21 protein-coding genes are annotated in these 21,524 nt (G+C 63.7%); 13 read left to right on the top strand and 8 right to left on the bottom strand.

The window, feature by feature from the left end; genetic code table 11:
* Positions 1 to 196: 196 nt before the first annotated feature.
* The 8 genes from pnp to rluB all read right to left on the bottom strand — a co-directional run bounded on the left by pnp (position 197) and on the right by rluB (position 10,335).
* Positions 197 to 2,293, bottom strand: coding sequence for a polyribonucleotide nucleotidyltransferase (gene pnp / locus QQK25_RS11420; protein ID WP_284188042.1), 2,097 nt, complete (start codon positions 2,291 to 2,293; stop codon positions 197 to 199).
* 196 nt (positions 2,294 to 2,489) lie between these two features.
* Positions 2,490 to 2,759: a 30S ribosomal protein S15 gene (gene rpsO / locus QQK25_RS11415; RefSeq protein ID WP_153160264.1), complete on the bottom strand. Its 270-nt coding sequence runs from the start codon at positions 2,757 to 2,759 to the stop codon at positions 2,490 to 2,492.
* 74 nt (positions 2,760 to 2,833) lie between these two features.
* Positions 2,834 to 3,751, bottom strand: a complete 918-nt coding sequence (gene truB / locus QQK25_RS11410; RefSeq protein ID WP_284188041.1) for a tRNA pseudouridine(55) synthase TruB — start codon at positions 3,749 to 3,751, stop codon at positions 2,834 to 2,836.
* A gap of 46 nt (positions 3,752 to 3,797) precedes the next feature.
* Positions 3,798 to 4,223 carry a 30S ribosome-binding factor RbfA gene (gene rbfA / locus QQK25_RS11405; protein WP_284188040.1) on the bottom strand — a complete coding sequence of 142 codons (426 nt, stop codon included), beginning with the start codon at positions 4,221 to 4,223 and terminating at the stop codon, positions 3,798 to 3,800.
* Between the two features lie 3 nt (positions 4,224 to 4,226).
* Entirely contained in the window at positions 4,227 to 7,049 is a 2,823-nt protein-coding gene (gene infB / locus QQK25_RS11400; RefSeq protein ID WP_284188039.1) for a translation initiation factor IF-2, read from the bottom strand.
* 16 nt (positions 7,050 to 7,065) lie between these two features.
* Positions 7,066 to 8,538 (bottom strand): transcription termination factor NusA, encoded by a 1,473-nt coding sequence (nusA, locus tag QQK25_RS11395; protein WP_284188038.1) that lies wholly within the window; start codon positions 8,536 to 8,538, stop codon positions 7,066 to 7,068.
* Between the two features lie 21 nt (positions 8,539 to 8,559).
* Positions 8,560 to 8,988, bottom strand: a complete 429-nt coding sequence (rimP, locus tag QQK25_RS11390) for a ribosome maturation factor RimP (protein ID WP_284188037.1) — start codon at positions 8,986 to 8,988, stop codon at positions 8,560 to 8,562.
* 171 nt (positions 8,989 to 9,159) lie between these two features.
* A complete protein-coding gene (rluB, locus tag QQK25_RS11385) occupies positions 9,160 to 10,335 on the bottom strand; it encodes a 23S rRNA pseudouridine(2605) synthase RluB (protein WP_284188036.1) in 1,176 nt (391 codons plus the stop codon).
* 195 nt (positions 10,336 to 10,530) lie between these two features.
* Here rluB and QQK25_RS11380 point away from each other — a divergent pair, with 195 nt between their 5' ends.
* The 13 genes from QQK25_RS11380 (at position 10,531) to QQK25_RS11320 (ending at position 21,521) form a co-directional block, all read left to right on the top strand.
* Entirely contained in the window at positions 10,531 to 11,952 is a 1,422-nt protein-coding gene (locus QQK25_RS11380) for a tyrosine-type recombinase/integrase (protein ID WP_284188035.1), read from the top strand.
* A gap of 28 nt (positions 11,953 to 11,980) precedes the next feature.
* Entirely contained in the window at positions 11,981 to 12,322 is a 342-nt protein-coding gene (locus QQK25_RS11375; protein ID WP_284188034.1) for a type II toxin-antitoxin system RelE/ParE family toxin, read from the top strand.
* Positions 12,319 to 12,606: a helix-turn-helix domain-containing protein gene (locus QQK25_RS11370; protein WP_284188033.1), complete on the top strand. Its 288-nt coding sequence runs from the start codon at positions 12,319 to 12,321 to the stop codon at positions 12,604 to 12,606. Before QQK25_RS11375 ends, QQK25_RS11370 begins: the two co-directional genes overlap by 4 nt.
* A 149-nt stretch (positions 12,607 to 12,755) precedes the next feature.
* Positions 12,756 to 13,559, top strand: coding sequence for a hypothetical protein (locus QQK25_RS11365; protein ID WP_284188032.1), 804 nt, complete (start codon positions 12,756 to 12,758; stop codon positions 13,557 to 13,559).
* Between the two features lie 167 nt (positions 13,560 to 13,726).
* On the top strand, positions 13,727 to 13,930 hold the full coding sequence (locus tag QQK25_RS11360) for a hypothetical protein (RefSeq protein ID WP_284188031.1): 204 nt from the start codon (positions 13,727 to 13,729) through the stop codon (positions 13,928 to 13,930).
* A 14-nt stretch (positions 13,931 to 13,944) separates the two neighbouring features.
* Entirely contained in the window at positions 13,945 to 14,238 is a 294-nt protein-coding gene (locus tag QQK25_RS11355; protein WP_284188030.1) for a hypothetical protein, read from the top strand.
* Entirely contained in the window at positions 14,235 to 16,139 is a 1,905-nt protein-coding gene (locus QQK25_RS11350) for a replication endonuclease (RefSeq protein WP_284188029.1), read from the top strand. The genes QQK25_RS11355 and QQK25_RS11350 overlap by 4 nt, the downstream gene beginning before the upstream one ends.
* Positions 16,132 to 16,308 carry a hypothetical protein gene (locus tag QQK25_RS11345; protein ID WP_284188028.1) on the top strand — a complete coding sequence of 59 codons (177 nt, stop codon included), beginning with the start codon at positions 16,132 to 16,134 and terminating at the stop codon, positions 16,306 to 16,308. The genes QQK25_RS11350 and QQK25_RS11345 overlap by 8 nt, the downstream gene beginning before the upstream one ends.
* A 24-nt stretch (positions 16,309 to 16,332) precedes the next feature.
* Positions 16,333 to 17,352 (top strand): phage major capsid protein, P2 family, encoded by a 1,020-nt coding sequence (locus QQK25_RS11340; protein ID WP_284188027.1) that lies wholly within the window; start codon positions 16,333 to 16,335, stop codon positions 17,350 to 17,352.
* A 17-nt stretch (positions 17,353 to 17,369) separates the two neighbouring features.
* A complete protein-coding gene (locus tag QQK25_RS11335; RefSeq protein ID WP_284188026.1) occupies positions 17,370 to 18,248 on the top strand; it encodes a hypothetical protein in 879 nt (292 codons plus the stop codon).
* 11 nt (positions 18,249 to 18,259) lie between these two features.
* Positions 18,260 to 18,571, top strand: coding sequence for an ogr/Delta-like zinc finger family protein (locus QQK25_RS11330; RefSeq protein WP_284188025.1), 312 nt, complete (start codon positions 18,260 to 18,262; stop codon positions 18,569 to 18,571).
* 279 nt (positions 18,572 to 18,850) lie between these two features.
* A complete protein-coding gene (locus QQK25_RS11325; protein ID WP_284188024.1) occupies positions 18,851 to 19,180 on the top strand; it encodes a phage tail assembly protein in 330 nt (109 codons plus the stop codon).
* A 52-nt stretch (positions 19,181 to 19,232) separates the two neighbouring features.
* Positions 19,233 to 21,521: a phage tail tape measure protein gene (locus QQK25_RS11320; protein ID WP_284188023.1), complete on the top strand. Its 2,289-nt coding sequence runs from the start codon at positions 19,233 to 19,235 to the stop codon at positions 21,519 to 21,521.
* Positions 21,522 to 21,524: the final 3 nt, after the last annotated feature.

The following is a 21,524-nucleotide window of genomic DNA, read 5'->3' as shown; positions in this document are numbered from 1 at the left end:
TGCACTCGACGCTGGGCTACCTGCCGCCCACGGCCTATGAACGGAAAACCGCAGTACAGCACCCTATCGAGGTGTCCGGTATTACTTGACCACTACACTGCCCTGCATCGCGCCAAGCACACCACCACCGCCAGGCCACAGACAAAAAAATCGGGCGCCGAAGCGCCCGATTTTCAAACGTTGAAGCCCGAAAAACTTATTCGGCCTTCTCGTTCAGCAGTGCCTTCATGGACAGGCGCACACGGCCCTTTTCGTCGGTCTCGAGCACCTTGACGCGCACGACCTGACCTTCCTTGAGGTAGTCGGACACGGCATTCACGCGCTCGTTGGCGATCTGGGACACGTGCAGCAGACCATCGCGGCCCGGCATGATGTTGATGATCGCGCCGAAGTCGAGGATGCGGACGACCGGGCCTTCGTAGACCTTGCCCACTTCCACTTCAGCGGTGATCGCCTCGATGCGGCGCTTGGCTTCCTGGGCACCTTCGGCGCTCACGGAAGAGATCGTCACGTTGCCGTCGTCGGTGATCTCGATGATGGTGCCGGTCTCTTCCTGCAGACCACGGATCACCGCACCGCCCTTGCCGATCACGTCACGGATCTTCTCCGGGTTGATCTTCAGGGTGATCATGCGCGGGGCGAAGGTGGACACTTCACCACGGGCTTCGCCGAGAGCCGACTTCATCAGACCCAGGATGTGCATGCGGCCTTCCTTGGCCTGAGCCAGGGCAACCTGCATGATTTCCTTGGTGATGCCGAGGATCTTGATGTCCATCTGCAGGGCGGTCACGCCCTTGTCGGTGCCGGCCACCTTGAAGTCCATGTCGCCCAGGTGATCTTCGTCACCCAGGATATCGGTCAGCACGGCAAAACGGCCGCCGTCCTTGATCAGGCCCATGGCGATACCCGCCACCGGCGCAGACAGCGGGACGCCCGCATCCATCATCGCCAGCGAGCCGCCGCAGACGGAAGCCATCGAGCTGGAACCGTTGGATTCGGTGATCTCGGACACCACGCGAACGGTGTAGGAGAACTCTTCCTTGCCCGGCAGCACGCCAGCCAGGGCGCGCTTGGCCAGACGACCGTGGCCGATCTCGCGACGCTTGGGCGAGCCGAAGCGGCCGCATTCGCCAGTGGAGAACGGGGGGAAGTTGTAGTGCAGCATGAAGCGCTCGCGGTATTCACCGGCGACCGCGTCGATGATCTGCTCGTCACGGCCGGTGCCGAGGGTGGTGACCACCAGCGCCTGGGTTTCGCCACGGGTGAACAGGGCGGAACCGTGGGTACGCGGCAGCACGCCGACACGGATGTCGATCGGGCGGACGGTGCGGGTGTCACGGCCGTCGATACGCGGCTCGCCCGACAGGATGCGGCCACGCACCACCTTCGATTCCAGATCGAAGATGATGTTGTTGACGGTGTTGGTGTCGTATTCGCGGCCTTCGGCGGTCAGGGCGGCATGCACTTCGTCGCCGATGGCCTTCAGCTGCTGGGAACGCTCCTGCTTGGCGGTGATGCGGAAGGCATCCTCGATCTTGGCGGCGGCGATTTCGGTGACGCGGGCGATCAGGGCCTCGTCCTTGGCCGGGAGCTGCCAGTCCCACTCGGGCTTGCCAGCGACTTCAACGAGTTCGTTGATGGCGTTGATGGCGGCCTGCATCTGGGTGTGGCCGAACACCACACCGCCCAGCATCACATCTTCCGGCAGCTCGAGGGCTTCGGATTCGACCATCAGCACGGCGGTTTCGGTACCGGCGACCACCAGATTCATCTGGCTGGTCTGCAGCTGGGTGGCGGTCGGGTTGAGGATGTACTCGCCGTTGGCGTAACCCACGCGACAGGCGCCGATCGGGCCAGCGAAGGGGATGCCGGCGATCGCCAGGGCGGCGGAGGCGCCGATCATCGCCGGGATGTCGGCGTCGACTTCCGGGTTCAGGGAGACGACCTGGACGATGACCTGGACTTCATTGTAAAAGCCGTCCGGGAAGAGCGGGCGGATCGGACGGTCGATCAGGCGGGAGGTCAGCGTTTCCTTCTCGGTCGGACGGCCTTCGCGCTTGAAGAAACCACCGGGGATACGGCCGGCAGCGTAGAACTTTTCAACGTAATCAACGGTAAGCGGGAAGAAATCCTGGCCCGGCTTGGCATTCTTGGCGGCAACCACGGTCGCCAGCACAACGGTGTCGTCAACATTGACGAGCACGGCACCATGGGCCTGGCGGGCAACTTCGCCGGTTTCCAGGATGACGGTGTGGGAACCGTAGGTAAAACTCTTCTTGATTGCGGTAGGCAAGGGATGTCCTTTCATTCAATCGGCAGGCGGCAAACCACAACCGCGCGCGTAGCCGAGGTAAAAACGCCGTTTTTCTCTGGCGCACAGATATGACAAAGCCGGCGAAGCCACACGGACTTACACCGGCTGTGCCCATGACCAGCCCTGCGCGTTCGGCAGGATTGTCATGTTCGGTAACGAAGCTACTTCTATCCGCTTACTTGCGCAGGCCGAGGCGGGAGATCAGCTCACGATAGCTGTCGACGTTCTTGCGCTTCAGGTAGTCGAGGAGCTTGCGACGCTGGCTCACCATCATCAGCAGACCACGACGGGAGTGATGGTCCTTGACGTTAGCCTTGAAGTGGCCGGTCAGATCGTTGATGCGGGCGGTAAGCAGAGCGACTTGCACTTCCGGAGAACCGGTATCGCCCTTGGCGCGCTGGTAGTCGCCAACGATTTGCGCTTTTTGTTCAGTGGAGATTGCCATTGTTTAACTCGGTTAGTTGTAGCCTTGCGAAGCGCGCGATTATACCAACCGCGCGCAGGATTACTCAAGACATTTCATTGATTTCCGGTGGCCATCAAACGTGTCGGCACCAGCAGCCCGCCTTCGGAAAGCGTCCCCACACCGAGAAAACGCGTGCCGTCGTAGGCCCGGTACATCGCACCAACCACCCCCTCGATCCCCGCAGCCGACTGGCCGTGGGTGAAACTGCGGGTCTGTACGGCATCGAACGCGAGCTGCGGCAGATGCCCCAGCAACGCGTCCACCGACGCCAGACGCCCTTCCCTGTCCTCAGCCGGCAAGGCTTCGAGTTCTGCCAGCGAGATGCTGCCGTTCAGATCGAAAGGCCCGATCCGCGTCCGCCGCAGGGCGGTGAGATGCGCCCCGCAACCCAGGAATGCACCCAGATCCGAAGCCAGCGTACGCACATAGGTGCCCTTGCTGCATTCCACGCGCACCACCAGGCTGTCGCCATCCCGCGAGAGCAGGTCGAAGCGATGGATGGTGACCCGTCGCGGCTCGCGGGGAATCTCGACGCCCTCGCGGGCATATTCATACAGCGCCTTGCCGTGATGCTTGAGGGCCGAGTACATCGGCGGCACCTGTTCGATGTCGCCGCGCAGCCGGTCGATCGCCTCGGCAAGGGCCGCATCGGTGACATCCACCGGGCTGCGGGCCAGCACCTCGCCTTCGGCATCGGCAGTGGTGGTGGTCACACCGAGCAACACCGTCGCTTCGTAGGCCTTGTCGGCGTCGAGCAGAGTCTGGGAGAACTTGGTCGCCTCGCCGAAGGTGAGCGGCAAGAGGCCGGTCGCCATCGGGTCCAGCGTGCCGGTGTGGCCGCCCTTCGCCGCGTTCAGCAGCCAGCGGGCCTTCTGCAGTGCATTGTTGGAGCTGATGCCGGTCGGTTTGTCGAGGAACAGCACGCCATGCACGGCACGGCGCGGAATGCGTCGCTGAGGGGGCTTGGCCAAACGGGAAATTCCTGAAAAGGCACCGCAGACTGCGGCGCCTGAAGACTCAACGGGACGGATCCGGCGTGTCGGATTCAGGCTTCTCAGCCCCCTCCTCACCCGCATCGTCGGCGTAGTGACGGTCGGACTCGATGGCCTTGTCGATCAGCGCCGAGATCCGGTTGCCGGTTTCCACCGACGGGTCGTAGACAAAATGCAGCTCGGGCAGCGTATGGATGCGCACGCGGCGGCCGAGCTCCCGGCGAAGGAAACTACTGGCCCGACGCAGACCCCGCAGGATCTCGTCGAGGCCTTCCTGGCCGGTCATCGAGGTGAAGAAGACCTTCGCGTGGGCGTAGTCCGGCGTGAGCTCCACGTCGGTCAGGGTGATGAAACCGACGCGGGGATCCTTCACCTCAAGGCGGATCAGTTCGGCCAGTTCGCGGCGGACTTGCTCCGCCACGCGTTGGCCACGGGAAAACTCCTTGGGCATGGCTTAGAGCGTCCGGGCGACTTCCTGGATTTCGAAGACCTCGAGTTGGTCACCTTCCACCAGATCGTTGAAGTTGCGAACCTGCAGGCCGCACTCGTAGCCAAACTTGACTTCCTTGACGTCGTCCTTGAAGCGCTTGAGCGATTCGAGTTCGCCGCTGTGGATGACCACGTGGTTGCGCAGCACGCGAACCTGGGCGTTCCGCTTGACCAGACCTTCCAGCACGTAACAACCGGCGATGGTGCCGACCTTGGAGATCGTGAAGACCTGACGGACTTCGACCAGACCAAGCACCTGCTCGCGCTTTTCGGGGGCCAGCATGCCGGACAGCGCGCTCTTCACCTCATCCACGGCGTCGTAGATGATGTTGTAGTAGCGGATATCGACACCGAAGGTCTCGGCCAGCTTGCGGGCGTTGGCATCAGCACGGATGTTGAAGCCGATGATGACCGCACCGGAAGCCTGCGCCAGGTTGACGTCGGATTCGCTGATCGCGCCGACACCACCGTGGATGACCTGCACCCGGACTTCTTCGTTGGACAGCTTGACCAGCGACTGGGCCAGCGCTTCCTGGGAACCCTGCACGTCGGCCTTGATGATGAGCGGCAGCGACTTGACCTCGCCCTCGCCCATCTGTTCGAACATGCTTTCGAGCTTGGCAGCCTGCTGCTTGGCCAGCTTGACGTCGCGGAACTTGCCTTGACGGAACAGGGCGATTTCGCGCGCCTTGCGCTCGTCGGCCAGGGCCACGACTTCGTCACCGGCACCCGGCACTTCGGAAAGACCGAGGATCTCGACCGGAATCGACGGGCCAGCCTCATCGATGGGCTTGCCGTTCTCGTCGAGCATCGCACGGACACGACCGAAAGTTGCACCGGCCAGCACCACGTCGCCACGCCGCAGCGTGCCGGACTGGACCAGCAGGGTCGCCACCGGGCCGCGGCCCTTGTCGAGGCGGGCTTCGATGATCAGACCCTTGGCCATGCTTTCGCGCGGCGCGGTGAGTTCGAGCACTTCGGCCTGGAGCAGGATGGCTTCGAGCAGGTCGTCGACGCCGGTACCGGTCTTGGCGGACACTTCCACAAACATGGTGTCGCCGCCATAGGCTTCCGGAACCACGCCTTCGGCGATGAGTTCCTGGCGCACGCGCTCGGGGTTGGCGCCCGGCTTGTCGATCTTGTTGACCGCCACGATCAGGGGCACTTCGGCCGCCTTGGCGTGGTGGATGGCTTCCTTGGTCTGGGGCATCACGCCGTCGTCGGCTGCAACCACCAGCACGACAAGGTCAGTGGCCTTGGCGCCACGGGCACGCATGGCCGTAAACGCTTCGTGACCCGGGGTGTCGAGGAAGGTGACCATGCCACGCTCGGTTTCCACGTGGTAGGCGCCGATGTGCTGGGTGATGCCACCTGCTTCACCAGCGGCAACCTTGGCGCGCCGGATGTAGTCGAGCAACGAGGTCTTGCCGTGGTCGACGTGACCCATGACGGTGACGACGGGGGCACGGGGCTCCAGCGGCACATCCTTGTGCTCGACATTCTCCTCGAGGAAGGCATCGGGATCGTCCAGCTTGGCGGCGAGCGCCTTGTGGCCCATCTCCTCGACGACGATCATCGCGGTGTCCTGGTCGAGGACCTGGTTGATGGTGACCATGGAACCCATCTTCATCAGGGTCTTGATCACTTCGATGGCCTTGACGGACATCTTGTGGGCCAGATCGGCCACCGAGATGGTCTCGGGCACGTGGACTTCACGGACGATCGGTTCGGTCGGGGCGACGAAAGCCGTCGTTTCCTGATGACGGCCGTTGCCGCGACCGCCGCTGCGGCCACCGCCACGCCAGCCGCCGGCGCCGCCGGTGGTGTCGCCACGGGTCTTGATACCGCCACGACGCTTGGCGTCGGCGGGGACTTCCTTGCTGACGACCTTCTTGACATCCTTGCGGACGCCCTTGTCTTCGGTCTTGGCGGGCTTGTGCAGCGTGCCGGACTTCGGCGCGGCCTCACCTTCGATCTTCGCCTTCTCGGCGGCAGCGACGCGCGCCTTTTCGTCTTCAGCGCGCTGCAGCATCGCGGCGCGGGCACGGGCTTCACGCTCCTGCTTTTCCTTCAGATCGGCAGCCTGGCGGGCAACCAGTTCGGCGTGGCGCTGGGCTTCGCGTTCACGGGAAGCCTTTTCCTCGGCGCTCAGGATCGAACCGGCCACGACGCGGCGAACCGGGGTCGACGGACGAGTCTCGCCCTTCGGCTTGACGGGTTCGGACGGAGCAGCAACCGGGGCCGGAGCCTCGGGCTTGACTTCGGCGACGACGGGTTCGGGTGCCGGCGGCGGCGCCACGACAACCGGCTCGGGTTCCGGCTCGGGAACCACCTCGACCACGGGCTCGGGCTCAGGTGCCGGCGGCGGCGCCACGACAACGGGCTCCGGTTGCGGCACCGGCTCGACCACGCTTTCAACGATGGGTTCGACCACCGGCTCGAGCTGTTCGGCGGCAGTCGCGCCAGCCGGCGTTTCGGTCAGCGGAGCGTCGTCGCGCTTGATGAAAGTGCGCTTCTTGCGAACTTCGACCTGCACCGTGCGAGCACGCCCGGTGGAGTCGGTTGCACGGATCTCGCTGGTCTGCTTGCGCGTCAGCGTGATCTTCGACTTGGCTGCCGTCTCGCCGTGAGCGCGACGCAGAAAATCGAGGAGGCGAGTCTTGTCCTGCTCGGAGAGCAGGTCGGATTCACGCACCTTGTCGACGCCAGCCTTCTGCAACTGCTCGAGCAACACGGAGGCCGGCATTTTGAGTTCGCCGGCAAATTGTGTAACGGTTGTCTGTCCCATCTTGAACCTCCGGGTATTACTCGAACCAGTGCGCGCGCGCCTTGGTGATCAGATTCTTGGCCCGCTCTTCGTCCAGCCCCGACATTTCCATCAGTTCGTCCACCGCCAGATCGGCCAGTTCGTCGCGGGTATGAACGCCACCCTGGGCCAGTTTGGCGGCCAGGGGCTTGTCCATGCCCTCGAGGTCCAGAAGGTCCTCGGAGACGGTTTCCAGCTGCTCTTCGGTGACGATGGCTTCGGTGAGGAGCACGTTGCGGGCGCGATTGCGCAGCTCGTTCACCGTTTCTTCGTCGAAGGATTCGATTTCCAGCATTTCAGCCAGCGGCACATAGGCGATCTCCTCGAGAGACGAGAAACCCTCGTCGATCAGGATGTCCGCCACTTCCTCGTCCACGTCCAGCCTGGAGATGAACAGTTCGCGTACCGTATTGTGCTCTGCCTGGGATTTGCGCTCCGACTCGGCTTCGGTCATCAGGTTGATGGTCCAGCCGGTGAGTTCGGAGGCGAGCTTCACGTTCTGGCCGTTACGGCCGATCGCGATTGCCAGGTTGTTTTCGTCCACCACCACATCCATGGCGTGGGCTTCCTCGTCCACGACGATGGAAGACACTTCGGCCGGCTGCAGCGCGCCGATCACGAACTGGGCGGGCTCCGGCGACCACAGCACGATGTCGATGTTCTCTCCGCCGATCTCGTTGCGCACCGCGGTGACGCGGGAGCCACGGAGGCCGACGCAGGTGCCGATCGGGTCGATGCGCGGGTCGTTGGACTTCACGCCGATCTTGGCGCGCAGGCCGGGATCGCGGGCGCAGGCCTTGATCTCCAGCAGACCATCGTCGATCTCGGGGACTTCCAGTTCGAACAGACGAATGACGAATTCCGGCGCGGTGCGCGAGAGGATCAGCTGCGGGCCGCGGGCGCCGCGATCGATGCGCAGCAGGTAGGCCTTGACGCGGTCGCCCACGCGCAGGTTTTCCTTCGGGATCATCTGATCGCGAGGCAGCACGGCTTCGAGGCGACCCACTTCGATGATCGCGTTGCCACGCTCCATGCGCTTGATGGAGCCGGAGATGATGAACTCCTTGCGCTCCAGGAAGTCATTGAGGATCTGCTCGCGCTCGGCGTCGCGGACCTTCTGGAGGATGACCTGCTTGGCAGCCTGGGCACCAATGCGGCCGAAGTCGATGGGCTCGAGGCCTTCCTCGACGTAGTCGCCCACCTGGATCTCCGGGTATTCTTCGCGAGCGTCGATCAGGCCCATCTGGGCTTCGTCGTTCTCCACGTCCTCGTCGGGCAGCACCTGCCAGCGACGGAAGGATTCGTAATCGCCGGTTTCCCGATCGATGGAGACGCGCACATCGGCGTCGTCGTTGATGCGCTTCTTGGTTGCCTGGGCGAGAGCGGACTCGAGCGCCGAGAAGACGATCTCCTTGGAGACGTTCTTCTCACGGGCAAGTGCATCAACCAACAGCAAAATTTCGCGGCTCATACCTGCAAACCTCCAAATTCCTTAAAACCTGGGCACCAGGCGGGCCTTTTCGATATCTTCAAACGGGATCGCCATCGATCCCTTTTCCGTTTCCAGGGTGACGACGCCATCTTTCAGGCCCTGCAGCACCCCGGCAAAATTACGCTGATTGGAAATGGGCATGGCGAGACGGACCTGCACCTCCTGACCGGCGAAGCGCTCGAAATCGGCCGGCTTCTTGAGGGCCCGATCCAGACCGGGCGACGACACCTCAAGGCGGTCGTATTCGACGTTCTCGACTTCGAAGATCCGGGTCAGCTGATTGCTCACGGTGGCGCAATCATCCACCGTGATGCCGTTCGGCGAGTCGATGAACACCCGCATCAGCCGGCCACGGGGAGAGGTCTCAAAATCGACCAGCTCATAGCCAAGACCTTCAGCGGTCTGCTCGATCAGTTTCAGCAGCTCCATGCCCACACTTCCTAAACCACAAATAAAAAATGGGCGAAACGCCCATCCCTGTTAATTCGACCGGATGTCGGCTCTTTCGAGCCGATTCGGTTCCTTCGAACCGATAAAACGTGCTAAGTATAGCAGCCCGCCGAGGCGGGCGCAATTTCCACCCTCAAAACAAGTCGTGCACTAGCCCGGGCGACGCGCCGGGCGGGCCGGTTTGCGGGCTTTTCCGGGTTGCCCGACAGGCTTGGGAAGGCCAGCGAGGGCGCATACATCCTCGACCGCCATGTCTTCCCACATTCCGCGCTTGAGGCGCGACGGCAGCACCACCGGCCCGTAGCGCACGCGCATCAGGCGGCTCACGGTGAGGCCCATCGCCTCGAACATCCGGCGGACTTCGCGGTTGCGGCCTTCCGACAGGGTGACCCGGTACCAGTGATTGGCGCCTTCGCCGCCCGCGTCGAGCAGGGTGTTGAACTTGGCGGGGCCGTCTTCGAGCTCGATGCCGGCCAGCAGCGCCTGCTTCTGGACATCGTCGAGCTCGCCCAGCAGCCGCACGGCGTATTCCCGGTCAAGCTCGTAGCGGGGGTGCATCAGCTTGTTGGCGAGGTCGCCGTCATTGACGAACAGCAGCAGGCCGGACGTATTGAAGTCGAGCCGCCCCACCGCGATCCAGCGCCCCTTGCGCAGGTTGGGCAGGCGATCGAAGACAGTCGGACGGCCTTCGGGGTCGTCACGGGAGACGATCTCGCCTTCCGGCTTGTGATACAGCACGACGCGCGGGATGCGCGGCGCGAAGCGCAGCGGCATCAGCTTGCCATTGACCCGCACCCGATCGCCGGGGCCGACCTTCTGGCCCACATCGGCGGGTTCGCCATTGACCGAGATGCGACCGGCGACGATCCACTCCTCGATCTCCCGACGGGAGCCGATGCCGGCCGCAGCGAGCACCTTGTGCAGGCGCTGGGGCTCGGTGTAGGTGGTGTCCTGGGGCTTCTTGCGGCGCTCGCCCTCGGCTGCCGGCGGCAGTTCGTTGCTGACCAGCGGATAGCTGTCGTCGCCACCGCCGAAGCCCACGTTGCCCTGACGCTTGGCACGCCAGTTGCCGCGGCCAACGCCCAGATCGGACAGGCCGATCGCCGAGGCGTTGCTCTTCGGCTGACGGAAGCCGTCGTCACGCTCGGCGCGGGGTACGCGACTGCCGTCGCCCTCGGGTCGACCGCGGCCACGGCGTCCGCCCTGGGGCTGACCTGCTGCGGCGCCCTGGGGGCGCGGGCCATTGCCGCCGGGGCGGGCAGGACCGCCGGGCTTGCCGGTCTTAGCCCTGAACGGCTTGTTCTTCGGTTTTTGGGAGGTCGACAAGATCCATGATCCTCAAGAAGTCGATTTTTTGTGAAGTACATCGAGGTACATACAAGCCGCCTAAAGCGGAACAATCACAAAAAATCATGGTGTTACTTATAAATCGGCGCCCGCTTAACATCCAGAATGGTACATTGAAGCAATCGAAACGCGCGTACACGGCGCGTACACCGACGAAATTCCAGGGCCCAAACGGTGACCGCCATCAACGAATCATCAACTGACAACCGGGCACAGCCTTCGCGAGTGCGGCTCACGCTGGATCGCATCCGTCGCTTCACCTGCCCGCCGGACAAGGCTCAAGCCTTCCTCCGAGACCTGATCGCACCGGGGCTTGGCATCCGCGCAACGGCCGGTTCCAAATCCTACATCTTCCAGTCCAAACTGAAGGACGGCCGGACGGTGCGTATCACCATCGGCGACTGGCACACGCTGGACATTGACCAGGCGCGAGAAGCCGCACGACAACTTCAGGTGGTAGTGGATCAGGGGAAAGACCCCCGTCAGGAGAAGCGAAAGCAGACCGCCGAGGCCGTCGCACAGCTCGAACGGGACCGCCTGACACAGGCGCCCGCACTCGAAGCGTGGGCGCATTATATCCATGCGCGCCGCCACCATTGGGGAGAAGCGCACATTGCCTGCCATGAGGACGCAGCCAAGCCCGGCGGCGAGCCCCGCCCCCGCGGCCGGAAGGGCCTCACACAGCCCGGCATTCTTCGCACCTTGCTGGAGCAGCCCCTAAGCCAACTCCGGGCGCCCACCATCGAGACCTGGCTTAAGGCAGAGGCCGCTGTGCGCCCCACCCGCGCCCGGCTGGCCTACAGCATCCTGCGCGCGTTTCTCAACTGGTGCGCCGAGACGGACGAATACCGCGACCAGGTCGACCCCACCGCCTGCACCACCAAGGCTGTGCAGCAAGAGCTGCCGAAGAAGAAGGCCAGGAAGGACGCGCTACTACGGGAGCAACTCGCAGCGTGGTTTCAGGAGGTGCAGCGCCTGCACAGCCCCGTGGTGTCGGCCTACCTGCAGGGCGTCCTGCTGACCGGTGCCCGCCCCGGGGAACTGTGCATCCTGAAGTGGGATGACGTGGACTTCCAGTGGAACAGCCTGACCCTGCGCGACAAGGTTGAAGGGGATAGGACGATACCCCTCACGCCCTACTTCGCTGCCCTGCTGCGCAACCTGAAGGCCAGGAACGAGACACCGCCCCGGCAGCCCACCCGACTGAAAAAGGGTCACCAGGAAGAGGCCGCCGCCGCGGCTCCGTGGAAGCCCTCCCCCTGGGTGTTCAGCAGCTCGCAATCTGCAACCGGCTGGCTGCAGGACCCGAGCAACCAACACAAGCAGGCCTGCCGCCGTGCGGGGATCGAACACCTCACGCTGCACGGCCTGCGCCGCAGCTTTGGCTCCCTGGCCGAATGGACCGAAACCCCGGCCGGCGTGGTAGCGCAGATCATGGGGCACAAGCCCAGCGCCACCGCCGAGAAGCATTACCGGGTTCGGCCGCTCGACCTGCTGCGCATGTGGCACAGCAAGATCGAGGCGTGGATGCTGGAACAGGCCAGGCTTGAACAATCGGCAGGCTCGCAAGCGCCAGCCCCCCGGGCGGTGGCCTGAACCGTCCCAATGGATTACACTCTAAACGATGCTCACCGTTGCCGAACTCTCCGAGTACATGCGCACCGCCGACAAGCTACTCAGCGCTGCTGAGCGGCAGGACGTTATCCGCTACCTGGCAGAGAACCCCAAAGCCGGCGACCTCATGGAAGGCACGGGGGGCGTGCGCAAACTGCGCTGGGGGCGAGGCGGGCAAGGCAAGAGCGGCGGGGTGCGCGTCATCTACTACTTTCACGATGAGGCCATGCCCCTGTATCTGCTGACGCTGTTCGCCAAGGGCGACCGCGCCAACCTGAGCAAGGCTGAACGCAACGAGCTGGCAGACCTGACCGCCTTGCTCGTGAAGGCATGGAAAGGAAAACGACTATGAGCACCGCTTTTGAGAGCATCAAGCGCGGGCTGCTGGAGGCCATTGAGCACGCCGAAGGCCGCGCCCCCGAAACCCGCATCCATCGCCCCAAGCCGGTGGACGTGAAGGCACTTCGCGCAAAGGTGGGCATGACCCAGGAGCAATTCGCCGCCCGCTTCGGCTTCTCCACCGCAACCCTTCGCCACTGGGAACGGGGCGACCGCGCCCCGCACGGCCCCGCCCTCGTGCTGCTGAATGTCATCGACCACAACCCCAGAGCCGTGATCGAAGCCCTCAGTGCATGACGGTCCGCGTAGGGCCGGGGTACAAACATGCGGCTAGGGCACAGGCCGAACGATCATGCCGCGCCTAGCCTTTGGCCGGGCGAAAAGTCGGACACCTTCACCGGCCTGGCGCGGCATCGCGATGAAGGAACGCCACGAAGGGGCGGACCATGGTGAAACTCACTCCAGAGAAACAAACGGAAGTCGATCAGATATTTTCAAAGATATACGCGGGACTGCCACCAGAGGCAAAAGCTAAGATCGATCAGATCAAGGCAGAGGGCGCCCAAGAAATCAGAGATCTCGAAAGCGAATTTGAAGCCCGCATCAAGCAACTCGAAGCGGGCGGTTGCCGACTTATCCCCATCGCGGAGTTAGTCTGGGGAGCAGCGTTTGCCGCACGTCGGGCAGAGCCCTTGGAGTCACGCAAGGATCTGGCCTCTTACGAGTCTGGAAGGGCTTTCATTCGGGCAATCAAGGCTGCCCTCTTAGACGGAAGCCTTGTTGCCCGCGAACAGGGCAGCGGGATTCCCATAAGTGATCGCGCGTGGTGCCTGGAGAACGACACCCTCTTGTCACTGCCGAAAATGATGCCTCATGACCGGCTGATGGTTCGAACAGATGAGGTAAGGGCTTGGCTCGAGAAAATGGGTATCGCCATTGACGCTCTACCCCTTGTGCAACTGGCGCAGGAGGGAATTACATCGATTCCGCGGGCCCCGACCAAAGCCAAGCCGGAAGAGCTGGCCGGCGAGCAGGCGGAGATTGATCGAAAAGAAACCGGCCCTGCGCGCACGCTCAAGCCTGAAGAGTCACCAGAGGAGCGAGGGGAACGACTGAGGAAGAGGGTCGAAGAGAAGAAAGCCGCCGGAGTCAAGGCGTACCTAAAAGAGGTAGCCGAAGAGGAAAAAGTATCCATATCGACCCTCAAGCAGATTGTGACAAAGGCGAGGAAAAGGCGCGATAAACAGTAAGACGGAGCACGTAGACGTACGTCTACTTGAACTAGACGTACGTCTGCGTCTAACGCCAACCAGAATTAAAAACAAGCACTTATAAAATATCGAAGTAGACGTATTGCTAGACGGACCTACGTCTAGCGCAGAGTGCCCCCACTACTTGAATGTACGTGGGTGCCAAAATGCAAAAAGCCTCCGGGTCCGCCTCAACCCCTTCCGCCCCCTGCACACTCTCTACCGCTGAATTCGCCAAGCTGCATGGCATTCAGCCGCGCTCTGTTCGCCAGCGCGTGAGCGATACCGGCAGCTACTACGGCATTCGTCCGCAGAAGCTGGCCAACCGCCGGCTTCTCTGGCCCGCCATCCGTGTGACCCTCGACGCCTGATCGAGGCCAGCGCCGTGTCCCCCTTCCGCGCCATCGCCGCCCGCTGGCTTCCGCTCGCCCGGAAGGCTGCCGGGCTGGCCGACGTGCCCGCCTCTGCCTTCGGCCGGGCGTGGGACAAGGGCACGCTGCGGGATAGGCGCATGCTGGCGACGATTGCCCGGGTGCCCATCCCCGAGGACGTGGCGGCGCTGCCGTGGCTGAAGATTCCCGCCGCCCTGCGCCAGGTGATCATGCTGCGCGCCAGGGAGATGCAGGAGTGGCTGGGCGCCTTCTGCGCTGAGCCGGAAGGCGAGGAGGCCGGGCAATGACGTGCCGCCGAGCCCGCCCTTCGCGCCTCCGCACCCAGCCCCCGTGGCGGCCCACCGCCGGCCGCGCCGGCACGCGCCGGGCGGATGAAGAGTTCGTCGCCTACTGCTTGGCACCCATCCCTTCCGAATGGCGCCCGGAAGTGGCTATCGAATATGAGTTCCGGCGTACCGCCAAGGGTGAAACCGCGGCCAACACCTGGCTTCGGGAGATCGGCGAGCGCCTGCGCACCTTGCCCCTGCCGGTGCCCCTGCCTGCCACCGACGACGACGTGCAGGCCAAGGCCGATCGCCTCGCACGCCAAGCGTTTGAGCGTCAGAGCCCCAAGAGGGCCGCGAACGCCTCGAACGGTGCTTCCCTGATCGGCACCTATCTGGCCCTGTGCGCCTTCTGCACCGACAACTTCATCGAGCCGCCCGCCGTGAAGGACGGCACCGTCGAAGAGGTGCAGGGAGCCGTCGCCCGCATGGTCTGCCGCAAGTGGTGGCGCCGCCAGGTGGGCCGGCTGCACCAGCGCACCAAGGAGGCCTGCGCGATCGAGCTTTTCGGGATTGTGCATGCCAAGAAACAGAAGTACGTCACCAACGCCAACGTGCGGCGGTGGGAGCGGCAGAAGCGCCGCAACGCGGCGTATCTGGAGGGGCTGGAAGCGGTCAACCAGCACGACTACGCGGCGACACTTGCCGAGCTGGCCGAGAAGAGCACCGCAAACCCCGCCATTCGCCGCGGCGAGCTACTCGCCCGCGCCCGGGGCTTTGAGGAGATCGCCCGGGGCCTGGAGCACACGGCCTTCTTCATCACCGTAACCTGCCCCTCTGCCATGCACGCCAAGCGCGCGGTGTACCGCAAGGGGAAGCCGGTCCGGGTTCGGGACAACCCTTCCTTCGACGGCACCACGCCGCGGGAAGCACAGCAGCACCTATGCAAGGCGTGGGCGAAGACCCGCGCTTACCTGCAGCGCCGGGGCATCCGCCTGTATGGCTTCCGGATCGCCGAGCCCCACCAGGACGGCGCGCCCCACTGGCATCTGCTGCTGTTCATGCCGGCGGCCGCCGTCAAGCCGGTGCGGGAGGCCGTCACCCGCTACTTCCTGACCCAGCACAGCCCGGACGAGCCCGGCGCCGTGAAGAACCGGGTGAAGTTCGTGCCGATCAAGATGGACGCGACCCATTCGGCAACAGGCTACATCCTGAAGTACATCGCCAAGAACATTGACGGTTACAAGGTGCAGCAGGATCTGTTTGGCGACGATGCTATCGAGGGCGCTGCGCGGGTGAATGCGTGGGCGTCCACGTGGGGCATCCGGCAGTTTCAGCAGATTGGGGGCGCCCCGGTGGGCGTGTGGCGCGAGCTGCGCCGCATGGAAGCCGCGCCCGAGCATACCCCCCTGATCGAGACCGCCCGCCAGGCCGCCGACGCGGGCGACTGGGCAGGCTACGTGAAGTGCCAGGGCGGGCCGGCCGTGGCCCGCAAGGATCTAGCCGTTTCACTGACGAAGACCCGCCCCGGCGAACGCTGGTGCCCGATTGCGCAGGCACCGGAGCCCGCCCCCCTCACCCGCTACGGTGAAACCCGCCCCGCCGGCGTGTACGGCGTACTCGATACGGCCAAGGATCGCGCTTTCGAGAGCCGCCGATTCAAGTGGGAGATTCGCCGCGCAACCAGCACGGACAAAGCAAGGCCCGCCCGGGCCGCCGCGCCTTGGACCCGTGTCAATAACTGTACGCCTCAACCCTCCGGCGCCTGTGCCGGCGTGCCAAGCGCCGCCCTGGATGGCTTCGCCGACACCTGGCCGGCGCCCGCCGCCGGCCTTTCACTCTTCTCCGCCAGCCCGGTCACCCCTTCGACCGACTGGTTTCCGCCCCCCGACCACTACCCACCCGAGGACTTCAACCATGTTTGACCCCACCACCCCCGCCAACGCCGACGTGCAGGCCATGCGCGTCGAGCTCTTCGTCGCCGAGAAGCGAGTAAGGGATCTGCGAGAACAGCTCAAGCAGGCCGGCGACGGCGCCTTCGTCGCCCAGCACGATCGCGAGCAAAGCGGCTCCACGGAAATCGACTGCCTCTGAATTCCACGAGAAGGAAATTCAATAATGACTTACGCATTAAAACCCGAAGCTATCCAGCAACTCGACGCCTACATCGCCGAGGTGAAGAAGATCAACGGCGCCTCGGGCTCCGAACGCGCGTTCACGGTTAATCCGACCGTCGCGCAAAACATCGAACTGAAGACGCAAGAAAGCTCGCATTTCCTGAGCCTCATCAACATCGTTCGCGTCGATGAGCAGGCGGGAGAAAAGATCGGGATTGGCGTCAACCAGCCCATCGCGTACCGCACCACAGGTATGCGGGAGCCTGTCGATCCGACCGTTTTGGATTCGTCTGGCTACGTTTGCCGGAAGACGGACTTCGACACCCATATCACCTACCAACACTTGGATCAGTGGGCCAAGTCTCCGAATTTTCAGCAACTCATCCGTGATGCCATCTTGGGGCAGATCGCGCGTAATCGGATCATGATCGGCTGGAACGGGACCAGCGCCGCGGATACCACCAACCGCACCGTCAATCCCCGGCTGCAGGACGTGAACATCGGCTGGATCCAGAAACTTCGGCTTGCCGCTCCCGGGCGTGTCATGAGCGAGGCCATCCATGGAACGGGAAAAGTCCGAATCGGACTGACGGGCGACTACGTCGACCTCGATGCACTGGTTTTTGATCTCCTCAACAACATCATCGACCCCTGGCACCGGAACGCATTCGAGGCGCTCGGTTTCGTCGCCGTCATGAGCCGCGATCTGAACGCCGACCGGCTTTTCCCCCTGGTGCAGACGGTGAATCCGCCATCCGAGTTGATGGCCGCCGACGTGATCATCCGGTCAGGCAAGGCCGGGGGGCTCCCCGTCATTCAAGTGCCGTATTTCCCGCCCAATTCGCTGCTCATCACGCCACTCAAGAACCTGTCGATCTACTGGCAGAACGGCACCCGCCGGCGTCGCATCGTCGACAACCCCGCCCGTGATCGCATCGAAGATTACCAATCTGTGAACGAAGCCTATGTCATCGAAGACATGGGCCAGTGCGCGTTCGTCGAAAACATCCAGTTCGTCTGAACCCGAAAGGAAGCATCATGAACGAATCCACCAAGCCCATGTGCTACGGGGCCACCGATCTGAAGGCCTTGTTCCAGGCCATGCTCGAGCGCGACAGCGCCGCCAATTACGCGGACCTCCACACGAACGGGCAACGCATCCAGGCGCTGGGCAAGGCATACGCGAAACAGGAAAAGGTCATCGCCCGCGTGCGGGCGCAGCTTGCCGCGGCCGAGGGCAAGATCGAAGCCCAGGCCGTCGTGCAGCAGCTGCGCCTCGCGGAGATAAAGCAGGCGCTGGTGAAGGGCGAGCAGCCCGACCCGCAGCGGATGAAGGCCATTTCCGGGCGCCTGTCCGAACTCGAAGACGCGGACGAGGAATTCCCCTGCAGCACCGACGATCTGCGGGCGGTGCTGGTTGAGCTGGAAGGCGAGCTGAAGGCCATCACCGCGGAGCACCAAGAGGCCATGCAGCGCGGCCGAGATCTTGCACGCACTGCCGCGCTGGATGAGTTCGCCGAGCTCGAAGTCATCTATCAGCATCTGGTCGGCCAGCTGCAGCAGTGCATCGAGTTCATGTTCGTGCAAGCCGCCGTTGCCGGCGCCTTCTTCGACCCCGACACCCCCGAGCGGCGCCGTCAGTCTGGTGGCGATACGCGCAACCCCACCATGCTGAAGGCCGAGAACTACCGCACCCGCACGAGCGCGTTGATGGATGGCAATTACGCCCAAGGCCTGCGAGTCGACCCGCTCGCCGTGCTGGCTGCAGCCGAGGGCGACATCGAGGACATCGTCAAGCGGTTCGCCGACTTCGGCGCGCTCTCCATCACGCCCATCGGCACGCCCCGCACCACCGCGGAGGCCATGCAGAAGCGCGTGGCGGAGATCGAGAAGAACCGGCAGCTGATGGGCATCTGAGGGCCGGAGCCATGAGCATCGACTGCGAACAACAACCGTCCCTACGCCTGCGCTGCCCTGCCTGCAACGGTCCGGCGCGTGTCCGCAACAGCCAGGACATCTCGCCATCCACACGACAGCTCTACATGCAGTGCACGAACACGCGATGCCTGTGCATTTTCGAGAGCATCGCCGAAACGACCAAGGTGTTTGCGCCCTCGATGCTGCCCGAGTCCGAACAGAACCCGCAGATGCGTGCGATGCACAAAGGAAAACGGTTCGCCGCCAAGGCGAAGGACGGTGCCCATGCCCTGTCGACCGGCCCCGAAGAATCGGCGACGTGAGCGTGCACAGCCTCAGTGCACAAATCCGCAACGATTCGCACCGGCTCACCATGCCCACACCTACCACGCCGCCACAAGGCTCCCAGGACCTCGCGCAACCGCACAGAACGCCATCAATGAAGCGAGCAGGCGGGGCGGGGTCTCGACCGCGCGCGGCGGGGCGTGGCGGCCCTTACGGTGGCGCGAGCCACAACGCAGATTAGGCCCGCCGGGGCCGCAGGGGCGCCGCCTGGCGCACCCGGAACCCGGCAAGCAATCCAACCAACCCAAGGAACTGCAATGACTTCGACGACGAAAGCCGACCAGGCATCCGAACTGCACACCGTGCACCTCGATCAACCCGTGAAACGCGGCGAAACCGAGATCAAGGCGGTCACCCTGCGCAAGCCGCGCGCAGGCGAACTGCGCGGGGTCTCGATCTCCGATCTGTTCAACATGGAAACCTCAGCCCTGCTGAAGGTCATCCCCCGCATCACCACGCCATCACTGCTCGACCATGAAGCGGAACAGCTGGAAGTGTCGGATCTCGCGAAGATCGGCATCCGGGTGGCCGCGTTCCTGCTCCCGCAAGCAGACCAGGCCCACGCCGAAGCCCTCGGTCTGAACTGAAACCAGCCCGCCGGCAGGTAGCGCCTGCCGGCGCCATAACGAGAGAGACACCATGGACGCCCTTCGCCTTCGGATCGAACTGGAAGCCATCAACCGTGCCACCGGCCCGCTGCGCGACATCCTGAAAGGCAGCACGGCCTTGGGGAAGTCGATCAAGGAAACGAAGGCGCGCCTCAAGGAACTGGAAACCCAGGGCAAGCAGCTCGAATCGTTCAAGGAAGTCACCTCGAGGCTGAACGAGACCGGGGCAGCGCTCAACACGGCCAGGCAACGGGTTCGCGAACTGCGGGCAGAGATCATCGCCGCCGACAACCCGTCGAAGAACCTCACGGACAGCTACCGACAAGCACGGTCCGAAGTGCAGAAGCTGGAGCGGGCGCACGAGCGGGCCACCGACGCCCAGCGCCAAGCCAACGAAGACATGCGGAAAGCCGGCGTGCCCGTCGATGAGCTGGCACGTCGGCATGCCAACCTTGCGCGAGAAATCTCGGGCGCCAGAGCGCAATTGGAGCGGCAAGCCGGCCAGCTTCAACGCTGGAAGGACATCAAGCAACGCTACGACGCGACACAGGAGATGCGCGGCCATCTGCTGACGGCCGGAACCGCAGCAGCCGGCACCGCGGCGGCCGTGGGTTTGCCGATGCTGAAGACGGTAAAGGACTTCGCCGACCTGCAGACCGCCACCACTGATCTGAAGATCGCCATGATGGAGAGCGGCAAGATCGTCCCGGCCGAGTTTGAGCGCATCGCGGCCAAAGCCCGCGACTTGGGCGCCCGACTGCCCGGAACAGGACAGGATTTCATGCTCGCTGGCAAGGCGCTCGTCGAACAGGGCGTGAACTTCAAGACTATCGTCGATGGCGGCCTTGAAGCCACGAGCTATCTTGCCGTGCTGCTCAAGCTCGAGAAGGATCGCGCTGCTGAGTTCATCGCCAAGGCACGTGAGGTTCACGGGCTGCAGGACCGCGACCTGCCGGCCGGCGCAGACCTCATGCAGCGCGCCCGCTTCGGGTTCGGACTCAAGCCGGATCAGATCTACGAAGCCATGTCCTACTCGGGAACCGACATCAACATCAAGGGATTGGTCGGCGACCTGCAGAAGATGAAGGAGTACCTCGCTCTCCAGGGCATCGCCGCCGGGGTAGGCCTTGAGGGATCCTCGTTCGGCACCAACTTCGCCCACATGCTCAAGTCGATGGCGAACGTCAACAAACTGGACGATGCTCGGGGTTCCGAAGGCCGCTATGTGAAAGACCTGCTCGCATCCAAGGGCGTGAAGTTCGACTTCTTCGACGCCGCGGGGCAGTTCGCGGGTTTCGGCAAGATGGTTCAAGAGCTGGAGAAGCTCAAGCAGTTCAACCCCCAGCAGCAGGAACGCATCCTCAAGAAGCTCTTCGACACCGAAGGGGGGCGTCCGGCCGCTATCTTCCTGAAGTCCGGCATGCAGGGCTTTCAGGACGCCATCGAGAAGATGGACAAGCAGGCGTCTCTCATCGACCGGGTGAGCGAGGCCAATGGAACCCTGCAGAATCGATGGGATACGCTTGGCGGAGCGATCAACGAATTTTCGACGAAGGTCGGCGGCATTCTCTCCCCTGCGGTCGAACGCATCATCGATCTGGTCGGGAAGATGGTCGGCGGCCTCAACAACTTCATCGACGAACACCCGACGCTCTCCAAGGTACTGGTGTCGGGCGCGGCCCTCTTCACGGCCGTCGCCGGCGGGATCGGCGGGATTGCCCTTGCGGCATGGGGGATCAGCGGCCCCCTTTCCGTGCTGAAGACGGGATTCGAAATCCTCGGCGTGGGAAAGTACCTCCCCGACCTGACCAACCTCGGCAAGACGGTACTCCCGTTCGTCAAGGATGCCTTCCTGGTGCTGCTCAACGTCATCCGCGCCCACCCCGTCGGCGCCGTCATCGCCACCCTGGCCGGCGCCGCGGCTCTCATCTACTCCAACTGGGACAAGATCGGCCCGAAGCTGGCCGAGTGGTGGGAATCCCTCAGCAACTGGATCGCGGAGAAGGTCAAGGCCATTGCGGACAAGATCGCCACCCTCAAGCAGGCCTTCGGATTCACCTTCTGGCAAACCGGTGCTCCCGTGGGCGGGACTGGTGTCATCGCTGCCCCTGGGTCGGCGCTGGTCAGCGCCCTTCCCCCGATCCGCACCTCAGGTGCAGGCAGCTTCAACTACACCAACGCCGCCCAGATCACCATTACGCCACATCCAAACCAGTCGCCGCAGGACATCGGCCAGGCAGTGAACCGAGCTCTCGATGAGCGGGACCGCCAGCGCGCCGCCCAACGTCGGTCGATCTTTGCCGACACGTACACCAACTGACCG

The sequence above is a fragment of the Zoogloea oryzae genome (assembly GCF_030161255.1).
Classification (GTDB): domain Bacteria; phylum Pseudomonadota; class Gammaproteobacteria; order Burkholderiales; family Rhodocyclaceae; genus Zoogloea; species Zoogloea oryzae.
This window is presented reverse-complemented; position numbering and strand designations above follow the sequence as displayed.